The 25034-nt window shown below is 36.4% G+C and carries 17 protein-coding genes; 10 read left to right on the forward strand and 7 right to left on the reverse strand.

Going from position 1 to position 25034, the window contains the following annotated elements; translation table 11 throughout:
• On the reverse strand, positions 1–2478 hold the full coding sequence (locus HGJ18_RS10980) for a PEP/pyruvate-binding domain-containing protein (protein WP_253696473.1): 2478 nt from the start codon (positions 2476–2478) through the stop codon (positions 1–3).
• A 39-nt stretch (positions 2479–2517) separates the two neighbouring features.
• On the reverse strand, positions 2518–3114 hold the full coding sequence (locus HGJ18_RS10985; protein WP_253696474.1) for a TetR/AcrR family transcriptional regulator: 597 nt from the start codon (positions 3112–3114) through the stop codon (positions 2518–2520).
• A 268-nt stretch (positions 3115–3382) separates the two neighbouring features.
• Between HGJ18_RS10985 and HGJ18_RS10990 the strand changes: the two genes are divergently transcribed.
• From HGJ18_RS10990 to murJ, 3 genes are all read left to right on the forward strand, one after another.
• Positions 3383–5557, forward strand: coding sequence for a methyl-accepting chemotaxis protein (locus HGJ18_RS10990; RefSeq protein WP_253696476.1), 2175 nt, complete (start codon positions 3383–3385; stop codon positions 5555–5557).
• Between the two features lie 66 nt (positions 5558–5623).
• Positions 5624–5899 (forward strand): YciI family protein, encoded by a 276-nt coding sequence (locus HGJ18_RS10995; protein ID WP_253696478.1) that lies wholly within the window; start codon positions 5624–5626, stop codon positions 5897–5899.
• 248 nt (positions 5900–6147) lie between these two features.
• The gene (murJ, locus tag HGJ18_RS11000) at positions 6148–7746 is read left to right on the forward strand and encodes a murein biosynthesis integral membrane protein MurJ (protein ID WP_253696480.1); all 1599 of its coding nucleotides are present in this window, start codon (positions 6148–6150) and stop codon (positions 7744–7746) included.
• Positions 7747–7764: 18 nt separating this feature from the next.
• On the opposite strand, the gene HGJ18_RS12805 is transcribed toward murJ, so the two are convergent.
• Both HGJ18_RS12805 and HGJ18_RS11005 read right to left on the reverse strand, forming a co-directional pair.
• A complete protein-coding gene (locus HGJ18_RS12805; RefSeq protein WP_255803042.1) occupies positions 7765–7893 on the reverse strand; it encodes a hypothetical protein in 129 nt (42 codons plus the stop codon).
• Complete coding sequence (locus tag HGJ18_RS11005) at positions 7877–8413, reverse strand: cache domain-containing protein (RefSeq protein ID WP_366793616.1); 537 nt, start codon at positions 8411–8413, stop codon at positions 7877–7879. Before HGJ18_RS11005 ends, HGJ18_RS12805 begins: the two co-directional genes overlap by 17 nt.
• Before the next feature lie 488 nt (positions 8414–8901).
• On the opposite strand from HGJ18_RS11005, the gene HGJ18_RS11010 reads away from it, so the two are divergent.
• From HGJ18_RS11010 to HGJ18_RS11035, 6 genes are all read left to right on the forward strand, one after another.
• On the forward strand, positions 8902–10014 hold the full coding sequence (locus HGJ18_RS11010; RefSeq protein WP_253696482.1) for a hypothetical protein: 1113 nt from the start codon (positions 8902–8904) through the stop codon (positions 10012–10014).
• Between the two features lie 24 nt (positions 10015–10038).
• Entirely contained in the window at positions 10039–10794 is a 756-nt protein-coding gene (locus HGJ18_RS11015; RefSeq protein WP_253696483.1) for a hypothetical protein, read from the forward strand.
• 92 nt (positions 10795–10886) lie between these two features.
• Positions 10887–13067 carry a peptidase domain-containing ABC transporter gene (locus HGJ18_RS11020; protein ID WP_253696484.1) on the forward strand — a complete coding sequence of 727 codons (2181 nt, stop codon included), beginning with the start codon at positions 10887–10889 and terminating at the stop codon, positions 13065–13067.
• A complete protein-coding gene (locus tag HGJ18_RS11025; RefSeq protein WP_253696485.1) occupies positions 13042–14178 on the forward strand; it encodes an HlyD family secretion protein in 1137 nt (378 codons plus the stop codon). Before HGJ18_RS11020 ends, HGJ18_RS11025 begins: the two co-directional genes overlap by 26 nt.
• 3 nt (positions 14179–14181) lie before the next feature.
• Positions 14182–15615 carry a TolC family protein gene (locus HGJ18_RS11030; protein ID WP_253696486.1) on the forward strand — a complete coding sequence of 478 codons (1434 nt, stop codon included), beginning with the start codon at positions 14182–14184 and terminating at the stop codon, positions 15613–15615.
• Between the two features lie 295 nt (positions 15616–15910).
• Positions 15911–18448 (forward strand): ribonucleoside-diphosphate reductase subunit alpha, encoded by a 2538-nt coding sequence (locus HGJ18_RS11035; RefSeq protein WP_253696487.1) that lies wholly within the window; start codon positions 15911–15913, stop codon positions 18446–18448.
• Positions 18449–18454: 6 nt separating this feature from the next.
• On the opposite strand, the gene HGJ18_RS11040 is transcribed toward HGJ18_RS11035, so the two are convergent.
• Positions 18455–19342, reverse strand: a complete 888-nt coding sequence (locus tag HGJ18_RS11040; RefSeq protein WP_253696489.1) for a fructose bisphosphate aldolase — start codon at positions 19340–19342, stop codon at positions 18455–18457.
• A gap of 196 nt (positions 19343–19538) precedes the next feature.
• Between HGJ18_RS11040 and fusA the strand changes: the two genes are divergently transcribed.
• Positions 19539–21590, forward strand: coding sequence for an elongation factor G (gene fusA / locus HGJ18_RS11045; protein WP_253696491.1), 2052 nt, complete (start codon positions 19539–19541; stop codon positions 21588–21590).
• Positions 21591–21634: 44 nt separating this feature from the next.
• On the opposite strand, the gene HGJ18_RS11050 is transcribed toward fusA, so the two are convergent.
• Both HGJ18_RS11050 and HGJ18_RS11055 read right to left on the reverse strand, forming a co-directional pair.
• On the reverse strand, positions 21635–23245 hold the full coding sequence (locus HGJ18_RS11050; RefSeq protein ID WP_253696493.1) for an ATP-binding cassette domain-containing protein: 1611 nt from the start codon (positions 23243–23245) through the stop codon (positions 21635–21637).
• Positions 23242–24927 carry an ATP-binding cassette domain-containing protein gene (locus HGJ18_RS11055; protein ID WP_253696495.1) on the reverse strand — a complete coding sequence of 562 codons (1686 nt, stop codon included), beginning with the start codon at positions 24925–24927 and terminating at the stop codon, positions 23242–23244. Before HGJ18_RS11055 ends, HGJ18_RS11050 begins: the two co-directional genes overlap by 4 nt.
• Positions 24928–25034: the final 107 nt, after the last annotated feature.

Genomic DNA, 25034 nt, shown 5'->3' on the forward strand with positions numbered 1-25034 from the left:
TCAACAACTCCGCACTTCGCCTTTGTTTCCGTCAACGGTGATAAGGTCGCCGTCCTTAAATTTTGCGGTGGCAAAACCTACACCCAATACTGCCGGTATATTAAATTCCCGAGCGACAATCGCAGCATGACTTAACGCGGAACCGGTATCTGCGACGACAGCACTTGCAAGTTTAAAAAGCGGAGTCCATTCGGGATCGGTAAGATGACAAACAAGTACATCACCTTTTTGCATTTTATAAAATTCTTCAGGCTTGCAGATAAGGCACGCTTTTCCTACAACAGTCCCCGGACTTCCGCTTACTCCTTTCAGCACATCGCCTCTTGAATCAAACACAAGTAATTTTGAAGCTTCCCAAACTTTTTCCGCAAGCGGAAATTTTTCATTTCGTCTTTTTATTTTTTCTTTATAGGCATCGGTTAGTCGGCCGGCTTTAAGCACTTCCATTAATTCACGATGAAAAAGATTTACAATTCCGTGTTTATAATCTTCGTTGTTTAATAAAAGAATATTTATCCGCTTTACACACTGCCTGACATAATAAAAGACAGCTTCCCACAAATATTGTGATTCTTCGCGTACAACATGAAAGTATCGAAAGTGCTGTATGTCCTTTTCTATACGAGGATATTTGTTGCCATAGATATGCTTTAATTGCTGCATTAAATCCGTATAATTTCTATTCTCGTTATTATGAAAATTTTGATCGGATGTATCAGGGGTATTTAAGAGCGGGCGTATAATATTGACAAGCCTGTCGGGATCTTCGATAAATGTTTTTGCTTCGATACAATAACAGTTGTAATCCGACTTAAAACCGTTGCGGTTTATAAAATTATCTGCGAGCCGTTTAAATTCGGGAAAGCCTGCACACAGGGTTTTAAATTTTTCTCCGGATAGTACGGCTTCTGTTAGAACAGCATTTTTCTTTATCTCATCGGCTATACGTGAAATATCGTTTGCAACGACAGCCGTTTTATTATTGAGTTCCCGATAAAAATCAAATGCGGAATAATTTTTATCTACTCGTTTAATTATTTTTGTGAATTTTTTACTCATAAAAAACGACGGAAACAAGGCGTATTTAAATCTGTTATAAGCAAGCTGTTGAACAAGCTCATAACTTTGTTCCATGAATTTGCTACATTCCGCCAAACTCATATTTTGAAAGTCTAAAGTTTTAATACGCTCTATTTCTTTTTCATAATGCGCCATAAACTTTTTACACACCTCAGAGCAATAGTCAAAGTTTTTAAGCATGCGTATTATTTTAAATATATGAAAAATACGCAGGGTGAAACCTTTTTTATTTTTCGGAAGAGTCTGAATACCGTCATCATCAATTTCAGGATTTGAATCAAAAACAAGACCGCCTTCCGCAAATATCCGTGCTTTTTGGTCGTTAATCGCTATCATATAATCAAAGTCCAGCGCACAGTATGCAAAGGGCATTTTTTCAAACTGAAAAGCCATATTTTCTTTCATCATTCGTGTTAATTTACTGCCTTTGATATATTCCTGAACCTGCTTTTTATCATCATTGTTTTTTAAGGTTGTTATTGCGCGAGCCTGTAAAATATATATTTCGTTCTTTTTTATTGCCCATTCAATATCCATCGGCATACCGTAGTGCTTTTCTATTTTTAATCCGGCTTTTACAAGACCGGCAATCTCGGTATCATCTAAGGCACGCTGTATTCTTTTTGCCTCACTTACTGCTTCTTCCTTTGTATTCTTATCGCCATAGACGATTTGTGTTTCTTTACTCCCGATATTTATTTCAACAACAGCACCCGACTTGTTTACAATATAATTATCCGCCGTTACGCGTCCGCTTACAACGCTCTCACCCAATCCATAACTTGCATTAATCTGCATTTCATCTTTGTTTTGCGTTACCGGATTCAGCGTAAACAAAACACCGGCTTTTTCACTTTCTACCATTTCTTGAATGACAACTGCAATCGCAACAGTACTTTGGTTATATCCCTGATTAAAACGATAACTTACAGCCCTGTCACCCCACAGCGAAGCGTAGCAATGATGTATGTAAATCAATACATCCTCTATGCCTTGCACATTTAAATAAGTTTCCTGCTGACCTGCAAAACTCGCATCGGGTAAATCTTCCGCCGTTGCCGATGAGCGCACCGCAACTCTAGCCGAGTCTCCGAGTTCCGCATATTTCTTTCTTATCTCTTTTTCCAATTGAGCGGGAAAATGTCCTGCTATAATTTTTTTTCGAAACTCTCCGGCGGCGGATAGCAATGCCTGTTCATCAGTTTGCTTTTCTACAAGAGTGCATGAGATGATTTCGTCTATTTTGTTCTCTTTTAAAAATTCCCGATACGCCTCTGCGGTAATGACAAATCCTTTCGGCACATTTATTCCCGCAGCAGTCATCTCTCCAAGGTTAGCACCCTTGCCGCCCGCCCTTAATATGTCATCCTTATGTATTTGTGCAAAATCAAGTATCATTTTTATTCCTCCATACTTAAAATTTTCAAAACTATGCCGTTATTTTTCTATATACTTATTTACTATTCCGGATATAAATGTCAGCAGCATTTCATTAAAATACTCTTTATCAAACTGATAATAATGAGAACATAATAAAAAACTTCCTGTAAACGCATTCAATAAACCTTTTTTATCTGCCCGCTTAATCGAACCGTTTTGCTCCCAATATTCTATGAGCCTTGTTAAAAACTCATCATACAGAATTTCAATCCTATGAACCTCGTTCAGTTTTTTTGCTTCAAGTATTTTAAAGGCATCTTCATACACAGGCTGCTTTTGCATTTTTACCATAAGATCAACCGAATATCGGCATATTATGTCGGTAAGAAATTTTGCCGGATCGGAGAGAGAATTTGAAAACTTCTTTTCAATATAATTTAATTTTTGGCTTGATCGGTATGCAATGAGTTCCATAATCAAAGCCTCTTTATCTTTCCAAAAATTATAAAAGCTTCCCTGCGCAATACCTGCCCGCTTCGTCAATTCAGCTATACTCAGCGCCTTAGTCCCCTTATCGTGAAATAGTTCAAGTGCCGCTTCCAATATCTTTTCTTTTATTTTGATTCTTTCTTGTTCGGTAAATGCCTTTGCCATCATCCGCTCCCCAGTCTTCACTTTATACTAGCAATGAATATTTTATCTTTTATTCATTGCTAGTATATCAAAATATTTACTTTATGTCAATGAATATTTTATAATTTATTCATAGATGTAATGCGGCGGACCATATTCCTATGGCAAAGATTTTCTTTCCTCTTCTTGACGTAAACACAATATCAACCCGCTTTAAGAGGCTTGCAGAAAAATAAAATTCCCGATATAATTAATGTATTCTATATAATAGAAAAAAGGATTTGACAAAATGAAAGAAAAAGTTATATTACCCTCCCCCAAAACTAAGGACGGAGCTATTAAAAAAGGGGCATCTATTACGGTAGGCCTTTTACGGGCAATTACAATAACAATCATTTCAATCGTAGCCGTTATTTGTGCAGTTGTGGGTTTCCAACTATACAAAAAGAACATAGCTCAGTTCGATGAATTTACTGAGCAGCAATTTTCCAATATTGAGAGGTACATAAACCTTTTTATCCGGAACGGAAAAAATACCGTTACTATGCTTGCGGAGAATCCTGCTGTCAAAAATGCCGACGAAACGCTGTATAACTATACAGGCGAAAGAAAAGACATTGTGTATACGCATGACGGCAAAACGGAACAAGATATAACCGCCCTCTTCGTTCGTATGGATAAAAATTATGAAGAGTTTAAAGAAATATATATGGGCACGCGCTGGGGAGGTTTCGTAACTTCATGGGCAGAGGAATATCAACAAGGATTTGACCCGCGTAACAGACCTTGGTATAAAAATGCGGCGGAAGCAAACGGAAAGGTCATAATAACGCCGGTATATATATCAACAGACGGCAGCCCGGTTGTAGCATTGGCTCAGGCAATAAAAGATCCCAAAGGGACTTTCTTAGGCTGCATCGGTCTTGACTTAAATCTTACAGATTTAGCTTCACGAGTCGGCAACATCCGTATCGGCAAATCGGGATATTGTATGCTTATGCAAAACGATGGGTTGATTTTAGCCGATCCTAAACATGCAGACTCCAATCTAAAAATATTAAAAGAAACAGGTATTCCTGCCTTTAACGAAATAGACAAAATGAAAGATGGTTCGGCTTTTATTATGCTTGACGGAAAAAGATGGAAGGTTTCAGTATTTTCACTTTCGGGCCTCGATTGGAAAGTTGCTCTTTTTATCGAACAAAACGAAATACTTTCGCTTTTTTATACACTCTTAAAAAATATGATTCTTATCGGTCTTTTTATGTTCGTCCTGTATTTTACATTAGCCTTTATTTTTGCAGGTGCTCTTAAACGCTATTTTAAACGGCTTGAAACCGTTTTAGGTAAAATCGCCGAAGGCGACCTTACCGACAGAGTGGCAGTAAAAAAGAATAACGAAGTCGGACGTATTATGATGAACCTCAATACCGCAATCGAAAATAATCATACGATGATATGCCTTTTAAAAGATGAAGCCGATAAAATGAACTCTATCGGGTCTCAGCTGTCGAGCAGTATGGAAGAAACGGCAGCCGCAATTAAACAGATAGGCGAAAACGTTAAAAGCGTAAAAGAAAAAGCTATGTCTCAGGCTGCCGGCGTTACCGAAACCGTTGCAACTGTGGAGCAAATCAACGGACGGCTTAGCCGGCTCGTTTCAAGTATCGAAATGCAGACCGAAAGTATCAACGAATCTTCTGTGGTCATTACGCGCATGGCGGAAAACACCGTTAAAATGGCTAAAACACTTGACCAAAATAATGAACTGATCAAAACAGTCTACGGACAAACCAAGGTCGGTAAAGACGGAGCAAGAACTGCAAATGAGATTGTAAAGCAAATCGCCGAAAAATCGGCCTCACTTCTTGAAGCTAGCCAAATCATTCAAAATATTGCGAGTCAAACCAACCTTTTGGCAATGAATGCCGCAATAGAGGCAGCCCATGCAGGCGAATCAGGTAAGGGCTTTGCCGTTGTCGCTGACGAAATTAGAAAACTTGCCGAAGGCTCTAATTTGCAAGGAAAGCAAATTGCGGCAGTTATAAAAGAGACGACTGAAATTATCCATGACATTACCGAAGCCGGTTCTCGAGCGGAAAAAACCTTTATCGATGTATACGAGCTGGTCAGCCAAATCTCCGAAAAAGAAGATTCTATTTTGGAAGTGATGCGAGAACAGGAAGAAAACGGAAAACATGTACTTGATGCCATTAAAAGAATAAATGACGTAACAAGCGAAATTGACTCAGCCTCCGCCGAAATGCTTGAAGGCGGCAATCAAATTGGGCAGGAAATGCAAAAGCTTGCCGAAATAACACTCGAGACCACTGATAGTATGAACGAAATAGCTTCAGGAGCCGATCAAATTACCATTGCAGTCAAAGAAGTAAGCGACATTACGCAGAAAAATAAGGCAAGTATTGAAAATTTATCCAATGAGGTTTCTAAATTTAAAATATAATACTATCTAATATTTAGTGATTTTAAATATCCTCAGATTACAAATATTATAAAGGAGATAAAAGGAATGGCTTATCTGTATTTAATGGATAACAAAAAAGCACTAAACTTGGAAATAGTAAAAAAACATGTTCAATATTTGAAACAATTGGATGATTCGGGAAAACTTATATTATGCGGCCCCTTTACCGACTATGATGGCGGTATTGTAATATTGGAATGTAAAAATATTGAAGAAGCAAGAGAGATTGCAAAGTCTGATCCTTTTATAAAGGAAGGATATAAGACTTTTGAGTTGAGAACTTTAAGTATTGCAAATAAAGAAAATAATTACGGGCTTTAAAAACAGATAGGAAAATACCTGTAGAAAAATGCAGTGGATTTAGGTCGTTTTAAATGAAATTTTATCTGACAATGAAGTACTGAAATTGATAGAAAACAGTTTTTCTTTAACTTTAACTTGACTTAATAAGAAAATTCTTGAATAATAACAAACCCCTATTTCTCTACTCCAAATAATTAAATAAAAAAAACATCTCCCTCTCAAGCTCTTGCATTATAAACGCTAAGCCTGTATAATCCTTGATTGTTATGAGTAAGCTTGAAAATAAATCTCTCGTAAAAAGCGGGTCAAAACTTTCTCTTTTGGTTTTAGGGTCAAGGATTTTAGGTCTTGTCCGCCAGATGACTATGTCTCATTTTTTGGGGACGGGGCCATTGGCGGATGCCTTTGCCACAGCCTTTATGCTTCCAAATCTTTTTAGAAGACTCTTTGCCGAAAACAGCATAACCGTTGCCTTTATTCCGACCTTTAACGCCTATCTGCAAAAACACAAAGATTCTCAAGAATCCGAAAAAACAAAAAAAGAAATAAACGAGTTTTTAAATTCTATTTTTACTCTTGTAAGTTTTTCAACAGTCATTGTAGTTACATTGGGTATTTTGCTTTCTCCGCTGATAGTAAAACTTTTTTTTAAAAACATTGCAGACTATAATTCTACCGTTTTTTTAACGCGGATAATGTTTCCGTATTTATTTTTAATTTCTGTTGCAGCCTTTTTTCAAGGCATCTTAAACGGAGTAAAAATTTTTACCCCTTCAGGCTTTACGCCTATTTTATTCAACATAATCGTAATTTCTTCTACCTATATTTTTGCAAAACCTTTTGGAGATCCTGCCGCAGCAATGTCATACGGTGTTGTTGCAGGAGGCCTTGTGCAGGCGGTTTTTCAGCTTCCCTTTGTTCTAAAGATGGGATTTAGTTTTAAGTTTACAAGCCTTGCAAAAACTTTTTCAAACCCCGGCACAAAAAAAGTCCTTGCCCTTATCGGTCCTACCATAATAGGCATGGCAGCCTATCAGATAAACGATTTGGTTTCTACCTCGCTTGCAACTTCGGCAGGCCTTGGAATAGCTTCGAGCTTACAATATTCTTTACGCTTACAAGAACTTTTATTAGGTATCTTTGCCGTTTCGGTAGGAACCGTAATCCTCCCCGAAATGTCGGCCCTTGCCTTGCGTAAGGATTGGGAGGCCTTTCAAAAGGTTCTGTTACAAGCTATAAAGGTGATAGCTTTAATTACAATACCTGCTACCTTTTTCTCTCTTTTGTCGGGAGAAAATTTAATCATCCTTATTTACAAGAGCAATAAATTCGATAATGCTTCGGTAAAATTAACATTGGGAATTTTTAACTTTCATATAATCGGACTTTTTGCAATCGCCGTAAACAGAATTATAGCTCCTGCCTTTTATGCCCAAAGCGATTCAAAGTCCCCGACAATCGCAGGAATAATCTGCTTTGCAGTTAATATTCTCCTAGCCTTAATTTTGGTAGGCCCCATGGGAGGAAACGGCATCGCTCTTGCTTTGACAATAGCTTCATTTATAAACACAATCATTCTCTTAATATTTTTAAAAAGGAACAAGGCCCTGGATGTAAAGAATCTCATCTTCCCCGCTCTTTTATTTATTGCAAAAATATTCGTTTTTTCGATTACAGCCTCAATTCCCCTTTATTTTCTAAAGGATAAGATTTATTCTCAATTTGCTTCATTCGGAAAACTTATCGGACAAGGAGTTCCGCTTTTTATTTCTTTTATTATTTTTGCAGGGCTTGGTGCAGGCCTTTTACTTATAACTAAGGATCGAACAGCAAACATAATTTTAAAACGCTTTAAAAAATCTTAAGATTGCTAAAAACGTAAACTAGCCGACCAAGCCTATGGTAATGCCAATTATCATTATATTGAAAAAATCAATAAATAAGGAGCCGACTATAGGAACAACAAAGAAGGCTATTTTTGAATAGCCGTATTTTTCACATATAGAGCCCATATCTTTTAACTAAATCGAATTTTTTATGAGCTATGATACTTCCTTCTTCACCCAAAATATAACATTCGCCTGTCTTGCCGATTACAATATCATCAATTTGGTCGGAAAGCAAAGAAGCTAAGGTAACAGCTGCAAGCACATTAATAATCTCATTGTTGTCATCATATATGGGAATCGCAAATGTTATAACAAGTTCCCCGTCAGTTACTGATGTAAAAGGTTCAGTCACAGCTCTGTTTCCCTGTATAGCTGTTTTAAACCATTTTGTATCCGATACCGGCATTTTTCTGTTGTCCTTATCTATCAAGAATCCATCCTTGGTAATCAAAGCAGCATCATGCAAGCTTTTATTAAAAGCTACTTCTCTTTGAATGGCTGCTACCTTATCTGCATAAGATGCATCAGTATCATGAAAAATCGGCATTCGCGCAATACCTTCCAGAAATTGAAAGAAAGAATTTGTGCGTCCGTCAAGAATTTCAGCCGTGTCGATAGCTTTATCTTTTAAGTGCAGCTCAATTTTTAATTCTTAATCACCCAATCTTTAATTGTTCTTTTTTCTTCATCAAAACTTGAACCGATAGCAATAACAAAAAAAATGTGATTACGTAACGGTAAAACTCTAAAAAGAAAGAAAATGCTTTGTACTTTTGATGACTCATTTAGGTTCAACATCTTATTTACCGAGATCATTCATGCATAAGCCGTATACGAAAAACTTCCCTCTTGACAAAACTTACTGCTTTTTGTTATACATAACTGTGTTACAGAGGATATTCAGCCACAGAATTTTTTTTTGAGCAGGTTTTTGTGAATGAAGCGTATCGTGATCTAACATTTGAAGAATTGCTAATGGTCAATGGCGGGAGAGCAAGACATTCTCGGAAACCGGTTTCGGCCAGAGGTCAAAACTCATAGACGCAAAACTCTGATAACGATAAGAACGATAGCCATACTGTAGTCGGAGGGGATACTTTAACTAAGATTGTAAAGGAAAAAAATCCGGATTTGAAAGGGGATGCACTTGCAAAAGAAGTAGATAGGGTTGCCGCTCAAAATAACCTTAAAGATAAGAATCTAATAAAGGTTGGAGAAAAACTTGATCTTGGAAAAGGAAACAGCAGAGAAGATAAAACTAAAGAAAGGTCTACAGATGTTCCAAAAAGAAACAGCGGGAAGACTAAAACTGAAGAAAAGTCTTCAAAAACTGTAAGAGAAAACAACAGAGAAGATAAGACAGAAGAAGCGTTTCCAAGAACTTCAAGCGAAGGTAAGGAAAAGAGAACCGAAGCAGGCTCATCAACAAGTACAAACAAAAGCAATAGTAATGACATTACCAAAACTAAACAAGCTGCGGCCTCGGCAAATAATAAACCTGAACCCACTAAAAATAATCTATTATGTGCATTGACTAATGGAGTTAATTATATTGGCAGTGAATGGAACAAGTTCAAAGACAATGTTAGTAAAGCGTGGGAGAGTATGTGGGATAAGAGTGGAGATAAAAATAAAGCTAAAACGAAAACTTCAGTACCATCAAAAGTAGAGCCGGCATATTTCAGTCAGTTGCAATTTGACGATGTTATGGTAGATGGTAAACCGCTCTTTACAAAAAAGTTTGCTACTCATGCTTGTAACGTAACAGCGCTTTTGAATGAGTTCTCAGAGGAATATACAAAACAAACAGGAGAAAAACTTGACTTTACTGAGGCTGCAATATTTACAAAAACGCTTGTTGGCAGCAGAAAAACAGACACTATATGGTACTCAGAAGCTGATAACGCATGGGGATATGTACAAAACGATGTAGGGTATCTTAATGCTTTAAGTGAACACTTTAATATTGGTACTGCAGAAGGAAAGAAATGGTATCATGATTATCAGAAAGATAGGCTTTCCGGATATCATCCAGATGCCGGTACACATCTGATATATTACAATGGAGGTCATTTTTCTAACAACACTGATACAGGCTCACAAATATATGATGTAATGATGGGAAAGATGATTAATTTTACGAATTCCGATCAAAAGTTTTATTTCTTCGATTCGGCACTTCCAGCAGAACAGAGAAATACAACGAAAAGTGTGAAAGAAACACGTAGATATTTATTTAAATAAATTAATATTAGGGAATAAACAATTATGAAAAATCTAATTTATGTATTGGCGTTGATAGGAACGCTCATTGGGTGTAACAAAAATGAAAATGCTACTAACAATGCGATAACAACAGAAGTGCAAAACGAAACAAGCACTGTTGTACAAAATTCAGCAGGTGTTGAAACTAACACAGAAGAACCATGGATTGCTCTTATCGAAAAAGAGATTACGGGGGTTTCTTTTAAGAATGGAGAATACAAAATAGCTCCAACTACTGGGAGAGATTTTTTCACTATTAATTTAGATTTAGGTAACGGATTGTATTTTTATGTAACGGTAAAATCAAAAAACTACACCGACTTAGATACTATGGATATAGGAACCCCAGAATTTTTTCAAGAAAAAGCAAAAGCGGTTCTGTCTGCTTCAACTCTGCCACAATATTTGGGAGGTGTAAACTGGGCAGTTGAAATAAATGGGTACAAATTTTCACAAAGCATGGGTTTTACAAAATTTTCGACCGATATTTCCTTGTTTCAATTGAGCTATTATACCACAACACCTATGTATACACTTGAATGTAATTTTTACAAAAATCCATGTGATGAATTCAAGGAAGAAGCTCCTCAGTACTTTGAAGAAGGGAAATGGAAAATGAACATGCCGTCAGGTAAACATGGTATTATTGAATTTGCAGAAAAAATAGTTGACGGTACAATTGAAAGTGAAACCGCACGGGAATTGTATAAAATAAGTGAAGACTTTATGAAAACCATTGAAATAAAAACAGTGGAGTAATTATTAGTTTCATTCAGAATAACTAACGTCTTCAATAGATTATTGGTGCAGATCAGTAAAAAGCTCAATTAGATAAAAATATAAGGTACTTGATGAAGAAAGATGTTGTATTGCAAAAAGATGAAACCGATTGTGCTGCAGCCTGTATTGCGACTATTGCTAGGCGTTATGGAAAACGCATTGCGGTAAAGCGGATAAGAAAGTTTGCACACACAGATCAAGAAGGTACTTCCGGTCTTGGGATAACAAAAGCGGCTAAGGCTTTTGGTTTTGACTGCAGAGGCGTTATCTCCAAAGAAAAACAAATTCCGGATGATGTAAAGCTGCCCTTTATTGCACATGTCGTTACGCCAATTGGTAACCATTATGTTACTGTTGAATCGGTTCGGACTCAGTTTATAGAAATAGGAGACCCTGCGATTGGTTTAAGAAAAATTACCAAAGAAGAATTCAATGCTATGTGGACAGGCGTTTTCTTCTTGCTCACTCCTACGGCTAGTTTTTCAGAAATTGAAGATTCCGGTTCGGATCTACTCCGATTTTTTAAACTATTGGAACCATATAAAAATGTATGGATTAAAGTTTTTTTTGCAAGTTTAATGTTAGCAGTTCTAGGCATTGCTTCAGCTTTTTATTTTCGATTCTTAATTGATGAAGTCCTTGCCGGCGGGCTGGAAAAAACTTTAACGTATTTTTCATTGTTTTTTTTAGTTGCCATAATTTTTCAATCACTTTTAACGCTTGCTCGAAATCAACTTCTTAATATTATGGGTTTTAAAATTGATAATGCATTAATGCAATCATATTTTAGCCATCTATTAAAACTACCAATGAATTTTTTTTCAAATAGAAAGACAGGCGAGCTTATTTCAAGAATGTATGACAGTGCGACAATTAGGGACATAGTTTCATCTACGTCGTTATCTGTGGCAATGGATGCGGTGATGATTGTTTTTGGAATTATCTTTTTGTTTATGTTAGGTTCGAATTTGGCATTTGTTGCATTGGTGCCGGTAGTGATTGGCGCTATTGGAGTTTTGCTTTTTGCAAAACCATATGAAAAAAAAATGAAAGAGAGAGCTATTGCTGAAGCTAGTAAACAGTCTTGTATGGTTGAGCTTATTACAGGAATAGAAACCATAAAATCGATTGCGAGTGAAGATATTGCAAATGATAAGGCAGAATTTGTATTGGTTGAAGCAACACGAAAAAATATTGAAATAGCCTCGATGGTAAATTTTCAAAATGTTTTTCAAATGTTTGTCTATAAATGCGGTAGTCTTGCCGTCTATTGGATCGGCGGTCTGGCAATTTTAAAAGGAAAGATGAGTTTAGGTCAGTTAATTTCTTTTGTAATTTTGTCAGGTTATTTTTTAGATCCATTATCACGGCTTTTAACGTTACAACCACTATTACAAGAAGCAAAAACGGCTGCAGAACGGCTTTCTGAAATTTTTGAAGAAGCTCCAGAAATTGATGAGGAAAATGAAGTAGAAAAGATAGTCCCGGATAAAATATTAGGAGCAATTGAAGTTAAAAACGTCTCTTTTTCCTATGGAGCTCGAGGAAAGACATTAAAAGATGTGAGTTTAAAAATTCATTCAGGTTCTAAAGTTGCCTTTGTTGGGGAATCCGGTTCCGGTAAAAGTACATTGGCAAAATTATTGGTAAAACTATATAAACCAGATGCCGGTGAGATTTTGCTTGATGGAAAAAATATTGAAGATTATGATACAAAAGTACTACGAAAAAAAATAGGGTATATCCAACAAGACTCGTTACTTTTTTCAGGAAGTATAGCAAACAATATTCGAGAAAGTAATCCTTCTGCACGCATGTCAGATGTTTTTTTAGCAAGTTCTATAGCAGCTGCAGATCGATTTATCACACATCTACCAGAACGGTTTAGCACCATTGTAGGTGAACGTGGTACAAGTTTGTCAGGAGGGGAAAAACAGCGGATTGCAATTGCTCGAACTATTTTGAAAAAACCGCAAATACTAATATTGGATGAAGCGACTTCCGGATTGGATAGTGTTACGGAACATGATGTTATGAAAAATATCAATGGCATCTCTGAAAATCAAACACACGTTATTATTTCTCATAAACTGGCTACAACAAAGGACTGTGATGAAATTTTCGTTTTTGACAAAGGAGAAATTGTTGAACATGGAACCCATGAGGAATTATTAAAAAAAGAAGATTTTTATTACAATCTGTGGAATATGCAAAACAAAGGAAAAAATGAAACAAATTGTATCAGTAGATGAATTATCGTACACCAGTGAACTATTGTATGGGTTAAAAAGTAAATTTGAAGACAGAATTATTTTTATAATAGGTGCTTTTTTTGTTTGTTTGATATTTTGGTTGATATTCGGACAGTGTGAAGATGTCATAAGGGCTTATGGAACAGTTCGTCCATCTGATGATGTTTCTATAGTTAAAATTAGACGAACTGGCGAAGTGCAAGAAATTTTTTGCAAGGATGGCTCTATTGTCAAAGAAGGGGCAGTGCTCTTAAAACTAAACACTGATGTCGATATCAAAAGTGAACAAGATATAGTCGCAAGACTTACATTACTATTAGAAAAGAAACGAGACAATGATCTATTACTAAAGAGCTTTTATGCAAATAAAAATCACATAAACCCAAAGTATAGTCAAGCATATATGCGAGCAAAGTTTTTTTTTGAAGTAAGGGGAAATTTAAAAGAAACATTAAATTTACAAAAACGATATCTTAATGATACGCTAAAACTACCAGAAGCTAGTAGAACAAAGGAACAGGTTTTAACATTAAAACGTAATGTAAAAAATGCAGAATTAAATTTATCTCAATACTCGGAAAATTTTTTGACATCCCTTTTAAATGAAAAAGAAACCTATGAAGTAGAGAAAAATAACTTGAACGCCAATTTATCTCAGGTAAGATTAGCTATAAATAATGCAACAATCTATGCCCCAATAAATGGGACAATATTCATGCAATCATCAATTAATAAAAATGATTTTCTTTTTGCTAACACAACAGTATTAACTATTATCCCAACTGCCGAATCTGGTTATTATGCATATATCAATGTACCAGCCTCTAAAGCAGGAAAAATGGCAACAGGCATGCAAGTGAAGATGAAGTTTCCGACTTTCCCTGAATACGAATTTGATAAACTTAATGGAGTAATCGAAACTATCTCACCAGATGCGATGAATACGGGAGAGCACCTTATTTATATTGTCAAAGTAAAATTAAATGTAACAGAACTGAAAAATAAAAAAGGAGTAAGTTTTCCCTTAAAACCGGGCTTGCAAGTTGACTCTACAATAATTTTAACTGAACAATCAATATTTTCATACCTATTAAAAAAACTAACGGAGTAATATATGAAAAAATATTTTGTTATAATTTATTGTTTGTCTTTCACCTGTGTAACTTATCTTTTTTCAGAAGCAAATATTTATGATTCCCTACTGAATATTTTGAGCAATAATAATCCGTCAGCAAAGGTAAATTTTTATTCGATCAATATTCTAAAAGAAAATATAAAACTAGAACGATATAAATGGCTTCCTAAACTTGGAATTACAACTGAACAAAAGGTTAGTGGTTTTCTATCAAATAAAAAAGTAAGATTCAGCACTACTGATCTAACCTTAGGGGTGACTCAAAATTTGCCGCTTGGAGGTAATTTAGTATTATTTAACAAACATAAGATTAGTAATGCTTTCAACATAACGCCAAAAGAATTTTCTTATGGATTTACTACAGGGGCAAAGCTAGAGTTTCCGTTTTTGTTTATCGTGCCATCAATTTTTTCTGAACTTAAGCAGTATGATTTATACTCTCAGAAAGATGAAATGGAAATTATAAATATTGAACAACAGCTTTTTGAAGCTAAGTTAGTTTCTACTACTGTGCAGGCATTAGGAAATTATTATCTATTAAAAAAAAACGTTAAAATTAATGAAGAATATGAAAAACTTTTGATACTTGCTGAAAAAAAAGATGAAAATTTGTGGATACAAGGGAGACTTTCAAGTTTAGAGTTGCAAGATCGCAGTAATAAACGTACTGATAAGCAAAATGAAATGATTAAGACAATGTTTCAATTTGAAACTGCAAAAGAAAATTTAAAATTAATTGGTGTATATGAAAACTATACGATAAATGATCTCGACGAATGGATTTTATTATGGGAATTTTTTTTGGATAATTTTGAAATTAATGATTTATTAATCGCAAGATTAAATAAATTACGATTGCATAGTGATTGGAATTCACAAATACAAAGCTATATTTCATACATCCCTAAATTTTATATATCATGTGATTTTACGCCAAATGCAAACAAGGAAAGTTATAAATCTTTTTCTGAAAGTGTGAGCGAGACATTTAAAGAAAAAAATCAAGTTACATGGAATGTAAATTTAGGTATGACCATAAATCTTGATCCTTTTGCAAAGGAGTATAGTCTGAATAAACAGTTCAAAAATTTAAAAGAAATTCAACGAATCAATGAAGAAGAGCTAAATAAAAAGTTAAATTTGCAAGCAATACAAATCCGTAACAACCTTAAAATGCTTGATGAACAAATAAAAAATGCAAATAGTAAAATAGAAGCACTTAAATTGCGCAATTTAGAAGCAGAAAGTATGTACTCATCTGGGTACATTAGCGAAGTAGACTGTAGTTTGCAGAAGCTAGAATTACAGGAAGCAGAGTTGGCATATACAAGTTTAAGACTTTCGAAAATTATCTATTACAATTTTATAACAAAAAACAATTATAAGCTATTTAAGATCACGGCTTACGCATGAATGATTTCGGTAAATAAGATGTTGAACCTAAATGAGTCATCAAAAAAGTACAAAGCATTTTCTTTCTTTAGTGATTATCGATTGTTTTACATTGCCTCTCCTGACGATATCGTTGAAGGCTAACTAAAATATTATTTCAATGTTTTCATACTTTAATATCGGATATTTTTTTTCATGCGTAAGCCCTGATAAGCAAGTCTCCCATCCTTGACATACACTATATGTTGTGTTATAATCGCCGAAAATCAATAAAATATACAATATATAGTGTGTTTAATTTATAAGGAAAAATAAAATGCAAATCATAAAACGAAACGGTGAAACTAAAAATTACGAGCCGGAAAAAATTGAAGGAGCTATCCGCTCCGCTTTTAAAAGTGTGGAAAACTCTTCGCACAAAGATTTAGATACAATCATTCCGCCCTTGGTAAAGGAAATAGAAGAAGACATCTTGGAGCTTACCAAAAACGGAAGCCTTGTTCAGGTTGAAACAATTCAGGATTTGGTAGAAAAAACTTTAATAGAACACAACTACTATGCAGAAGTAAAAAACTTTATACTCTACCGTGTCGGCCGCACAAAGAGGCGGGATTCCCGTCAAATGATAAGCCGCTTTTTTGATACAATAGAAATTCAGCCTGTTCTTACCGAGATTCAAAACGACTTTACTTCGGACGAGTACAGCCTTAACTTACTTGCACATAAATTCCTTTCTTTTAGAAAAGAAAATATGAGCGAGTCCGAATCCCTTGCTATGCTTATTAAGGCCTCGGTCGAACTTACGGCCCAAGATGCTCCGGACTGGGAATTTATTGCGGCACGCCTTTTAATGCTTCAATTTAAATTAAAACTAAAAACCGAACTTGAAAAAAGGCAGATTCATTCTTTTTATGAAAAAATCAAATACCTCGAAAACGAAGGGCTTTACGGGACATATATTTGTGAGGCCTATAGCCGTGATGAGTTGGAAGAGGCGGCTTCATTTATAAACGAAGAAAGAAATAAGCTTTTTACCTATAGCGCCCTCGACCTTCTTTTACGCCGCTATGTTATTCATACTCATTCAAACATTGTACTTGAATCGCCTCAGGAAATGTTTTTAGGTATCGCCCTTCACTTGGCAATGAAAGAAAAATCAAACCGGCTTGAATGGGTAAGGCGTTTTTACGATATGACAAGTACCTTAAAAGTTACGATGGCTACCCCTACCCTTTCAAATGCCAGAAAACCTTATCATCAGCTTTCTTCATGTTTTATAGACACGGTTCCCGATTCTCTTGACGGCATTTACCGCAGCATAGATAACTTTGCCAAGGTTTCCAAATTCGGGGGAGGTATGGGACTCTACTTCGGAAAGGTCAGGGCTGTCGGTTCGCCCATACGCGGGTTTATGGGAGCGGCAGGCGGAATTATCCGCTGGATAAAACTTGCAAACGATACGGCGGTTGCCGTTGACCAACTTGGAGTAAGGCAGGGCTCGGTCGCCGTCTACCTCGATGTTTGGCACAAGGACATCCCCGAATTTTTACAGCTTCGCACCAATAACGGCGATGACAGAATGAAGGCCCACGATGTTTTTCCAGCAGTCTGCTATCCCGATCTTTTTTGGAAAACCGTCCGCGATGATATAAATGCTTCTTGGCACCTAATGTGTCCCCATGAAATCTTAAAAACCAAGGGCTATGCCCTCGAAGATTTCTACGGAGAAGAATGGGAAAAGAGGTATAAAGATTGCGTTGCCGATTCCCGCATCAACAAAAGAGAAATTCCTATAAAAGAATTGGTTCGTTTAATCTTAAAATCAGCCGTTGAAACCGGTACCCCCTTTGCTTTTAACCGCGACCATGCAAACAAAACAAATCCTAATCCTCACAGGGGAATAATTTACTGCTCAAACCTATGCACCGAAATTTCTCAAAATATGAGCGAGATAAAACATAAGACCATCGAAATAAAAACTGAAGACGGAGAAACCCTTGTTGCTACAACTACTATCCCCGGAGACTTTGTTGTATGTAATCTGGCTTCTCTTGTTCTCGGAAACATAGATGTAAACGATGAACAAGAAATTGACACAATAGTTTCTTCGGCAGTGCGTGCCTTGGACAATGTTATAGACCTAAATTTTTATCCTATTCCCTATGCTCAAATTACCAATAGCCGATACAGGTCAATCGGCTTGGGAGCTTCGGGCTATCATCATGCCCTTGCAAAAAACGGCATTGCATGGGAAAGCGAAGAGCACCTTAACTTTGCAGATAAAGTTTTTGAAAGAATAAATTATGCAGCAATCAAAGCTTCTTCACAAATTGCAAAAGAAAAAGGCTCCTATTCTTACTTTGAAGGAAGCGATTGGCAAACAGGAGAGTATTTTAAAAAACGGAATTATGTTGATAAAAAATGGAAGGCTCTCGCAGAGGAAGTAAAATCAAACGGAATGAGAAATGCCTATCTTTTGGCCGTCGCACCTACAAGCTCAACCTCGATTATAGCAGGCACAACTGCCGGTGTAGACCCGATTATGAATAAGTATTTTTTAGAAGAGAAAAAAGGTTCTTTAATGCCCAGGGTTGCCCCATCTCTTTCACCGGAAACCTATTGGCTTTATAAAAACGCCCATAATATTGAACAAGGCTGGAGTATAAGAGCCGCAGGCTTACGGCAACGCCATATCGACCAAGCTCAATCCGTAAACCTTTACATTACAAACGAATTTACCTTCAGCAAGGTGCTTTCGCTCTATGTAAAGGCTTGGGAAGAAGGCCTTAAGTCAATCTATTATGTGCGAAGCCGCTCCCTTGAAGTCGAAGAATGCGAAAGCTGCAGCTCTTAATAAGAACTATGTTATTGAAGCTTCGTAAACGCCCTTGATTGTTTTTTCTAAGGTTGCATTAAACTCGGCATCGCTTTGACTTGCAAAAAGGCCTTCGGCGAGAGCTCTGGAGAAACTTGCAATCATGCCTCTGTTTTTAGCCAAGAGTTTGTTTGCATCATCTCTGGAATAACCGCCTGATAGGGCAACGACTCTAACTACCTGAGGGTGTTTTGTAAATTCCTCATAAAGATTTTCTTTTGTAGGAATTGAGAGCTTAAACATTACAAGCAAGTCTTTCGGCAAGGCTTTAAGGTGTTCTTCCAATTCTTTTTTGAGGATTTCTTCACACTTGGCCTTGTCGGGAGATTTAATATCTACTTCAGGCTCAATAATAGGAACAAGACCGGCCTTTGCAATTTGAATACCCAATTCAAACTGCTGATCTACGACAGCCTTTATTCCTTTAGGATTTGCTTCTTTTATAACGGAGCGCATCTTTGTTCCGAAAATATGCTTTTCTACGGCGTGCTTTAACATAGCGTCCAAATTGGGTATCGGCTTCATAAGCTGAACCCCGTCCTTTAAGTCGGCAAGCCCCTTATCGACCTTTAAAAAGGGTAGAATCTTCTTTTTTTTCCATAAGAAGTCGGCTGTGGGCATTCCTTCAATTTCCCTTTCCATTGTTTGTTCAAATAAAATTGCACCCAAAATATTATTGGAATTAAAAGCCTTTCCTGTGATTATTCTTGTACGCATAGCATGAACAAGATCAAACATTTTTTTTTCATTGGAATATGCCGTTTCTGGAACTCCATAAGCTGCCAAAGCCTTAGGCGTACTTCCGCCGCTTTGATCCAATGCCGCAATAAAACCCTTGTCATTTTTCATTCTTTCAAGTTTTACTTTATCCATAATTTACCTCTCTAAAAATATTTACCGCAAGAAACCCTGCATACTTCTCCATTATAACATATAAACTTTACTTCACTCAAGGGCTTGGTACATATTATGTTAAGCATCGCAATGAATTTCCAACAGCGCCCCGATTGTTTTTTTTTGAATTTTTTGCTATTATTTTTGCTTAAATAAGATTTTGGAGAATGTGAAAATGCTTGATAAGATGCGGAACATAGGAATAATGGCTCATATAGACGCAGGAAAAACCACCACGACCGAGCGTATTTTGTTTTATACGGGAAAAATTCATAAGATTGGAGAAATAGATGACGGTCAAGCAACCATGGACTGGATGGCACAAGAACAGGACAGGGGAATCACTATCCAAAGTGCCGCCACTACCACTTATTGGAAAAACTTTCAGATAAATATAATCGACACTCCCGGGCACGTAGACTTTACGGCCGAGGTAGAACGCTCCTTGCGTGTCTTGGACGGAGCCGTTGCAGTCCTCTGTGCAGTCGGAGGAGTTCAGCCCCAGACTGAAACCGTTTGGCATCAGGCAGACCGGTACAAGGTTCCCCGCATTTGCTTTGTAAACAAGATGGACAGAATCGGGGCCGACTTTTTTGCAGTTTTAAAAGACGTACACGAAAAATTCGGCGTTGAAGTCGTGCCTGTTCAAATTCCTATAGGAGCAAGCGACAGCTTTGAAGGCGTCATCGATCTTATTGCAATGAAAGAAATTCACTGGGATGCCGCAACCGAGGGCGAAAAATACGAGTATACCGCAATAGCTCCAGACCGCCTTGCCTTGGCGGAAGAATGGCGCGAAAAAATGCTCGATACTATTTCTTCAGCCTCGGACGAAATCACCGAGCTCATCCTTGAAGGGAAAGACGTCCCCGAAGAGCTTATCAAAAAAGAAATAAGAAAGGCGGTTTTAAATCAAAGCTATATTCCGTTTTTGTGCGGGTCTGCACGAAAGAATATCGGAGTTCAACCCTTAATCGATGCAGTCGTCGACTTTTTGCCCGCCCCCGATGAGGTTCTTCCGGCAGAGGCCTTTAATCCAAAAAAGGAAGAAAAGCTCTCGGTTCCGTGCAAGGTAGAAGGAGCTCCCTTAGGCCTCGTATTTAAAATTCAATATGATAAGGATGCAGGAAGCCTTTGCTATGTCCGAATGTACTCGGGTAAAATCAAATCGGGCGATCAAGTTTTTAATACGGGAAAAAAGAAAAGAGAACGCGTAAACAGAATCCTGCGTATGCATTCAAATAAGTCGGAACAAATGGATTCCGTTCAAGCCGGAGATATTGCCGTTTTTATCGGTTTAAAAATTTCTCAGACAGGAGATACTCTGGGCTCAGAGGGACAGCCTCTCTTGCTTGAATCCATGCAATTCCCCGAACCTGTTATTTCCGTTTCGGTAGAACCTAAAAGCTTATCGGAAAGCGACCGCTTAAAAGAAGTCTTGGAAATTCTTTCAAAGGAGGATCCGACTTTTACAAGCCGCGAAGACAGCGAAACGGGGCAGCTTATAATTTCCGGCATGGGAGAGCTTCATATAGATGTTTTAACCCGCCGAATGTTGGATGACTTTAAGGTAGAAGCCAGAGTCGGAAACCCGCAGGTTACTTACAGGGAATCCATCACTACCGAAAAAACTCAAACCGAAAAATACAGCAAGCAGCTGGGCGGAAAAGACAATGAAGCTGAACTTACCCTTACTGTCCGACCCCTTGAAAGAGGAAGCGGAAACCGCTTTATTTCAAAAGTTAAAACCTTCCAAAAGTCCGGTTCGGGCGGCACCAATGCCCTCCCCGAAGAGCTTTTAGAAGCCGTTAAGCGTTCTATTGAAGGCTGCTTTAGCTCGGGTATCAAGGTCGGTTATCCTTGTACCGACATCGAGGTAGAACTTGTTTCGGTAAAATACAATGAACTTACGGCAACTCCATTTGCCTACGAAGCCGCCGCCGCAAAATGCTTTGATGATGCTTGCAGTACAGCAGACCCCGTGCTCTTGGAGCCCGTGATGGCTGTGGATATTATGAGCCCCAAAGAATTCGTCGGAGATGCCATGAGCCAAATCACTCAGAGGGGAGGCTTAATCTCAAGCATGGATTCAAAAGCAAATACCGACATTGTACACGCTCAAGCCCCCATGGCAAAGATGTTCGGCTTTTCCACCGACCTCCGTTCAGCCACTCAGGGAAGGGCTTCCTTTACCATGAGCTTCAGCCATTTTGAAATTAAGCGGTAGAAATTAGAAAACGTCTTCGGGTTTAAATATTTTACTAATATCAGCTAATTCTTTATTCTTTCCTCTATTTCGTTTTTATCGATTTCACTGATACTGCCGTCCTGTTTTGAAACAAATAAAATTTTCTGAAAGCGTTTTGCAGTTGAAATATTATTTGTAACGGCAGCGATTGCAGACTTTTTAGTAAAAATTAAATTAAACATCAAGTCTTCTATTTCCGTATTGACATTACGGGAAAACTCATCCAAAAGAAGGACGGGACAATCGGAGGTTAAAAGCAATATCCTTGCTAATGCTATTCTGCTGCGCTCTCCGTCCGATACTGTTAAATTATTCATATCCATAACAGTATCCAATCCCTCCGGTAAGGAGTTTACAAAATGAGATAATTTAAGTACATTCAATATTTCCATTATATCGGAATCGGGAATAGCTTTGCCGAATACAAGATTGTCCCGCAATGAAATATTAAAAATATGTGGATGACTCCAAAGACAAGGAATTGTATTTGTTCCTAAAGCTTTTAAATTATATGTAAGCGGGCCTGAAAACTCCGCTTCATTCATCGTGAGAATTCGTAATAAGCTTGTCTTTCCCGAACCGTTTTGTCCTACAACGGCAATTCTATCGCCTTCATTTAGTTTAAAATCGATATTATTAAATATAAGTTTATCTTTTTTAACAAGCGAAACATTCTTTGCGTTAATCAGAGCTCCATCGCCATGAATATTTTTTTTGTGATTGTTTTCACATTCTTCAATATAATTAAAATATTTTTTTGCTATAGGAACCGATCTTTTTATTTGTCTTGCCGCTAAAAAAATAGTTGACATGTTTTGATTAGCCAACGAAATAATAAAGATTATGTATAAAAGATTTGCCAAATTAACGCTAGGCAATGCAAAAAGGCAGAAAACACTTATGACAATAGGAATAAAATAATTTTGACCTTCAAAAAAAATATGTTTTACGGCTTCCAGTTTTTGAATCCTATTTCCGATTTTTAAAAGCTCTTCGTCTTTTTGCAAAATAGATTTTTCGCATTCAGATTTAATCGAATTATTTAATGTTAAAAAAATAGATTGAAATATAGTTTTAACAATACCGTAGTAACTTATGCCCTCATCATCAAGTAAGCCATAAGCTCCGTTTATTTGCTTATCCAAATAAGTAATAAAAATATTAGCCGATATAATTATTACCAATAAAATAATAGGAAGAAATACTGATATGGACAATAAAAAAGCATTAAGAATAATAATATTAAAACAAGCAGCCGTAAATTGAAAACAAAAAGGAATAAGAACATTAATGTCTTGAGTATAGGACATTGTATAAAAGCCCTCTTCCTCTGTCTTACGGTTGCTGTTTACCAAACTATGGTGAAAGGCCGTTTTCATCATAGGCGGTAATGCACGATAAGTAATGGAATTATTTAAAATAAGCTCATAAATACTTTGGACTATAGCATACACTACAACGGAAATCGACATAGCTAAAAGAGAAGCAAAGGGAAATCCGTCCAATATTTTATTAAGGCTCATCCTTCCTAAAACAAGAAATATGGAATTACACACATTTAGAGCAAGTAAAAAAATAAGAAGAAATGTTAAACTCTTATAAAATTTTTTGTATAAAGTATAAACGGTTTTCATAAGGCCTCTCCTTTTTGCATATTCTGATATACCGAATTGTAAAAATCTTTTATCGGCGGATTCGTTAAAGCATATTTTGCTTTTATATCTACGCGGATATTTCCGGCTTGAAAATAAAGCACCCGTTCGAAATATTGAACATGTTCTTTTTTATGAGAAATCATAATTACCGTACTATCGGTTGACATTAGGTATTTTAAAAAGCGGTCTTCAACCGCAACATCCAGCGAGCTGAAAGTTTCATCAAGAAAAAATATTTGAGGCTTTTTAATAAGTTCTCTTAAAAGTGAAACCGTAACTCTTTCCCCGTCAGATAAAGTATCGGGATCAAGAACCGTATCAAGGTCATGTAAAAACGGAATAAATTCTGCAATACCCACAGAACGAATAAGAGACTTTAAGGCATCATCTCTAATTTTTTCAAGACTATTTAAAAGCAGGTTGTATCTTAATGTACCGGGCAAGACCAATCCTTTTAGATCAAGGAATGAAGTGTTTTGCAAAAAACTTTCAGAAGAGAATTCTTTTACTTCCGTACTGCCGTAGTTTACTTGCCCTTTTTGATTATAGTCTGCACCCATAAGACAATTTAAAAATACGGATTTTCCCGAGCCGGAGTCTCCTATGATTAAAACTTTTTCACATCGTTTAATATTTAGATTGATATTATTAAGAAGGTATTGGTTGCGTAAGTTCACGGTTAATGAATTAACATTTATATCATCATAATTAAATAAAGCGCTTCCTCTTTTAGTTTCTTCTTTTTGTAAAAGCTCTTCAATGGGTTCAATCATTGTTTTTAGATTTTTAATATGTTCAAATATGGAAATCGTACTCAAAGGATTCGGCAATAAAATAAAAAGCATATAGAAAGGCATAATCGTGTTCCCTACGCTCTTATCTTTAAAAAGAAATAAGGCAACCAGAAGTGAAAGAAGAGGTAAAACTTTTTGAATAATGCGCTCCAAATTATTTCGGCTTATAGCTATACCTTCCTTCTTTTTAAAACACCCGTTACAAAGTTTATCCATTTTTAAAAAGATACCTTGTTCAAAATATTTATGCGAGCTTACCGAGCGGATATCCAAGCGTCCGGAAACGGAATCTCCGAGTTCCTTGTACAAGGAGGGAGCGGTCTTTATTCTCAGCTTATCTATGTTCCGGACAAGGCGTAAAAAAAATCTATCTATTAAAAAGAATACAAATAATAATCCCAGAGATAAGACAGAAAGCATCGCACTTACATAAAAAAGTTTTATAAAAATCAAAACACAAATTACAGCATTAAAAAAAAGTCTGTATATTTTTAAAACATCGTTTATAAAAAACTCGGGGTAACTTTGTAATGAATCTAAAACCTGAGCATAGTTTACATCATAATAATAAGTAAAGGGAAGTCTTAAATATTTTTCTACCATATCTTTTTTTATCTGCAATTTTCTACGCCCAAAACGGATGATTGCAAAACGCGCAAGTATATTGATAAGTAAAAGACCTGCAATCAAAACAAGAGTTTCTACAAGAGGTCTTGCTTGAATTGTTTTAAGGTTTAATAAATTTTCTTGAAATGCAAATAAGCGGGAAGAATATAAATCTAAAAGAATATATTGAGCCCCGAGTAAAACAAGAAAAACAAAAAACATATAAAAAGAGAAGACTTTTAACTTTGGTTTATTTGACATTAAAACCTCCTTATATAATTACTACACTTATTATTCTATTATATATATATATATATATATATATATATTGTCAAGCTATATTTATGGATGAATCATATTCATATTTC

This window comes from Treponema denticola, assembly GCF_024181405.1.
Classification (GTDB): Bacteria; Spirochaetota; Spirochaetia; order Treponematales; family Treponemataceae; genus Treponema_B; species Treponema_B denticola_D.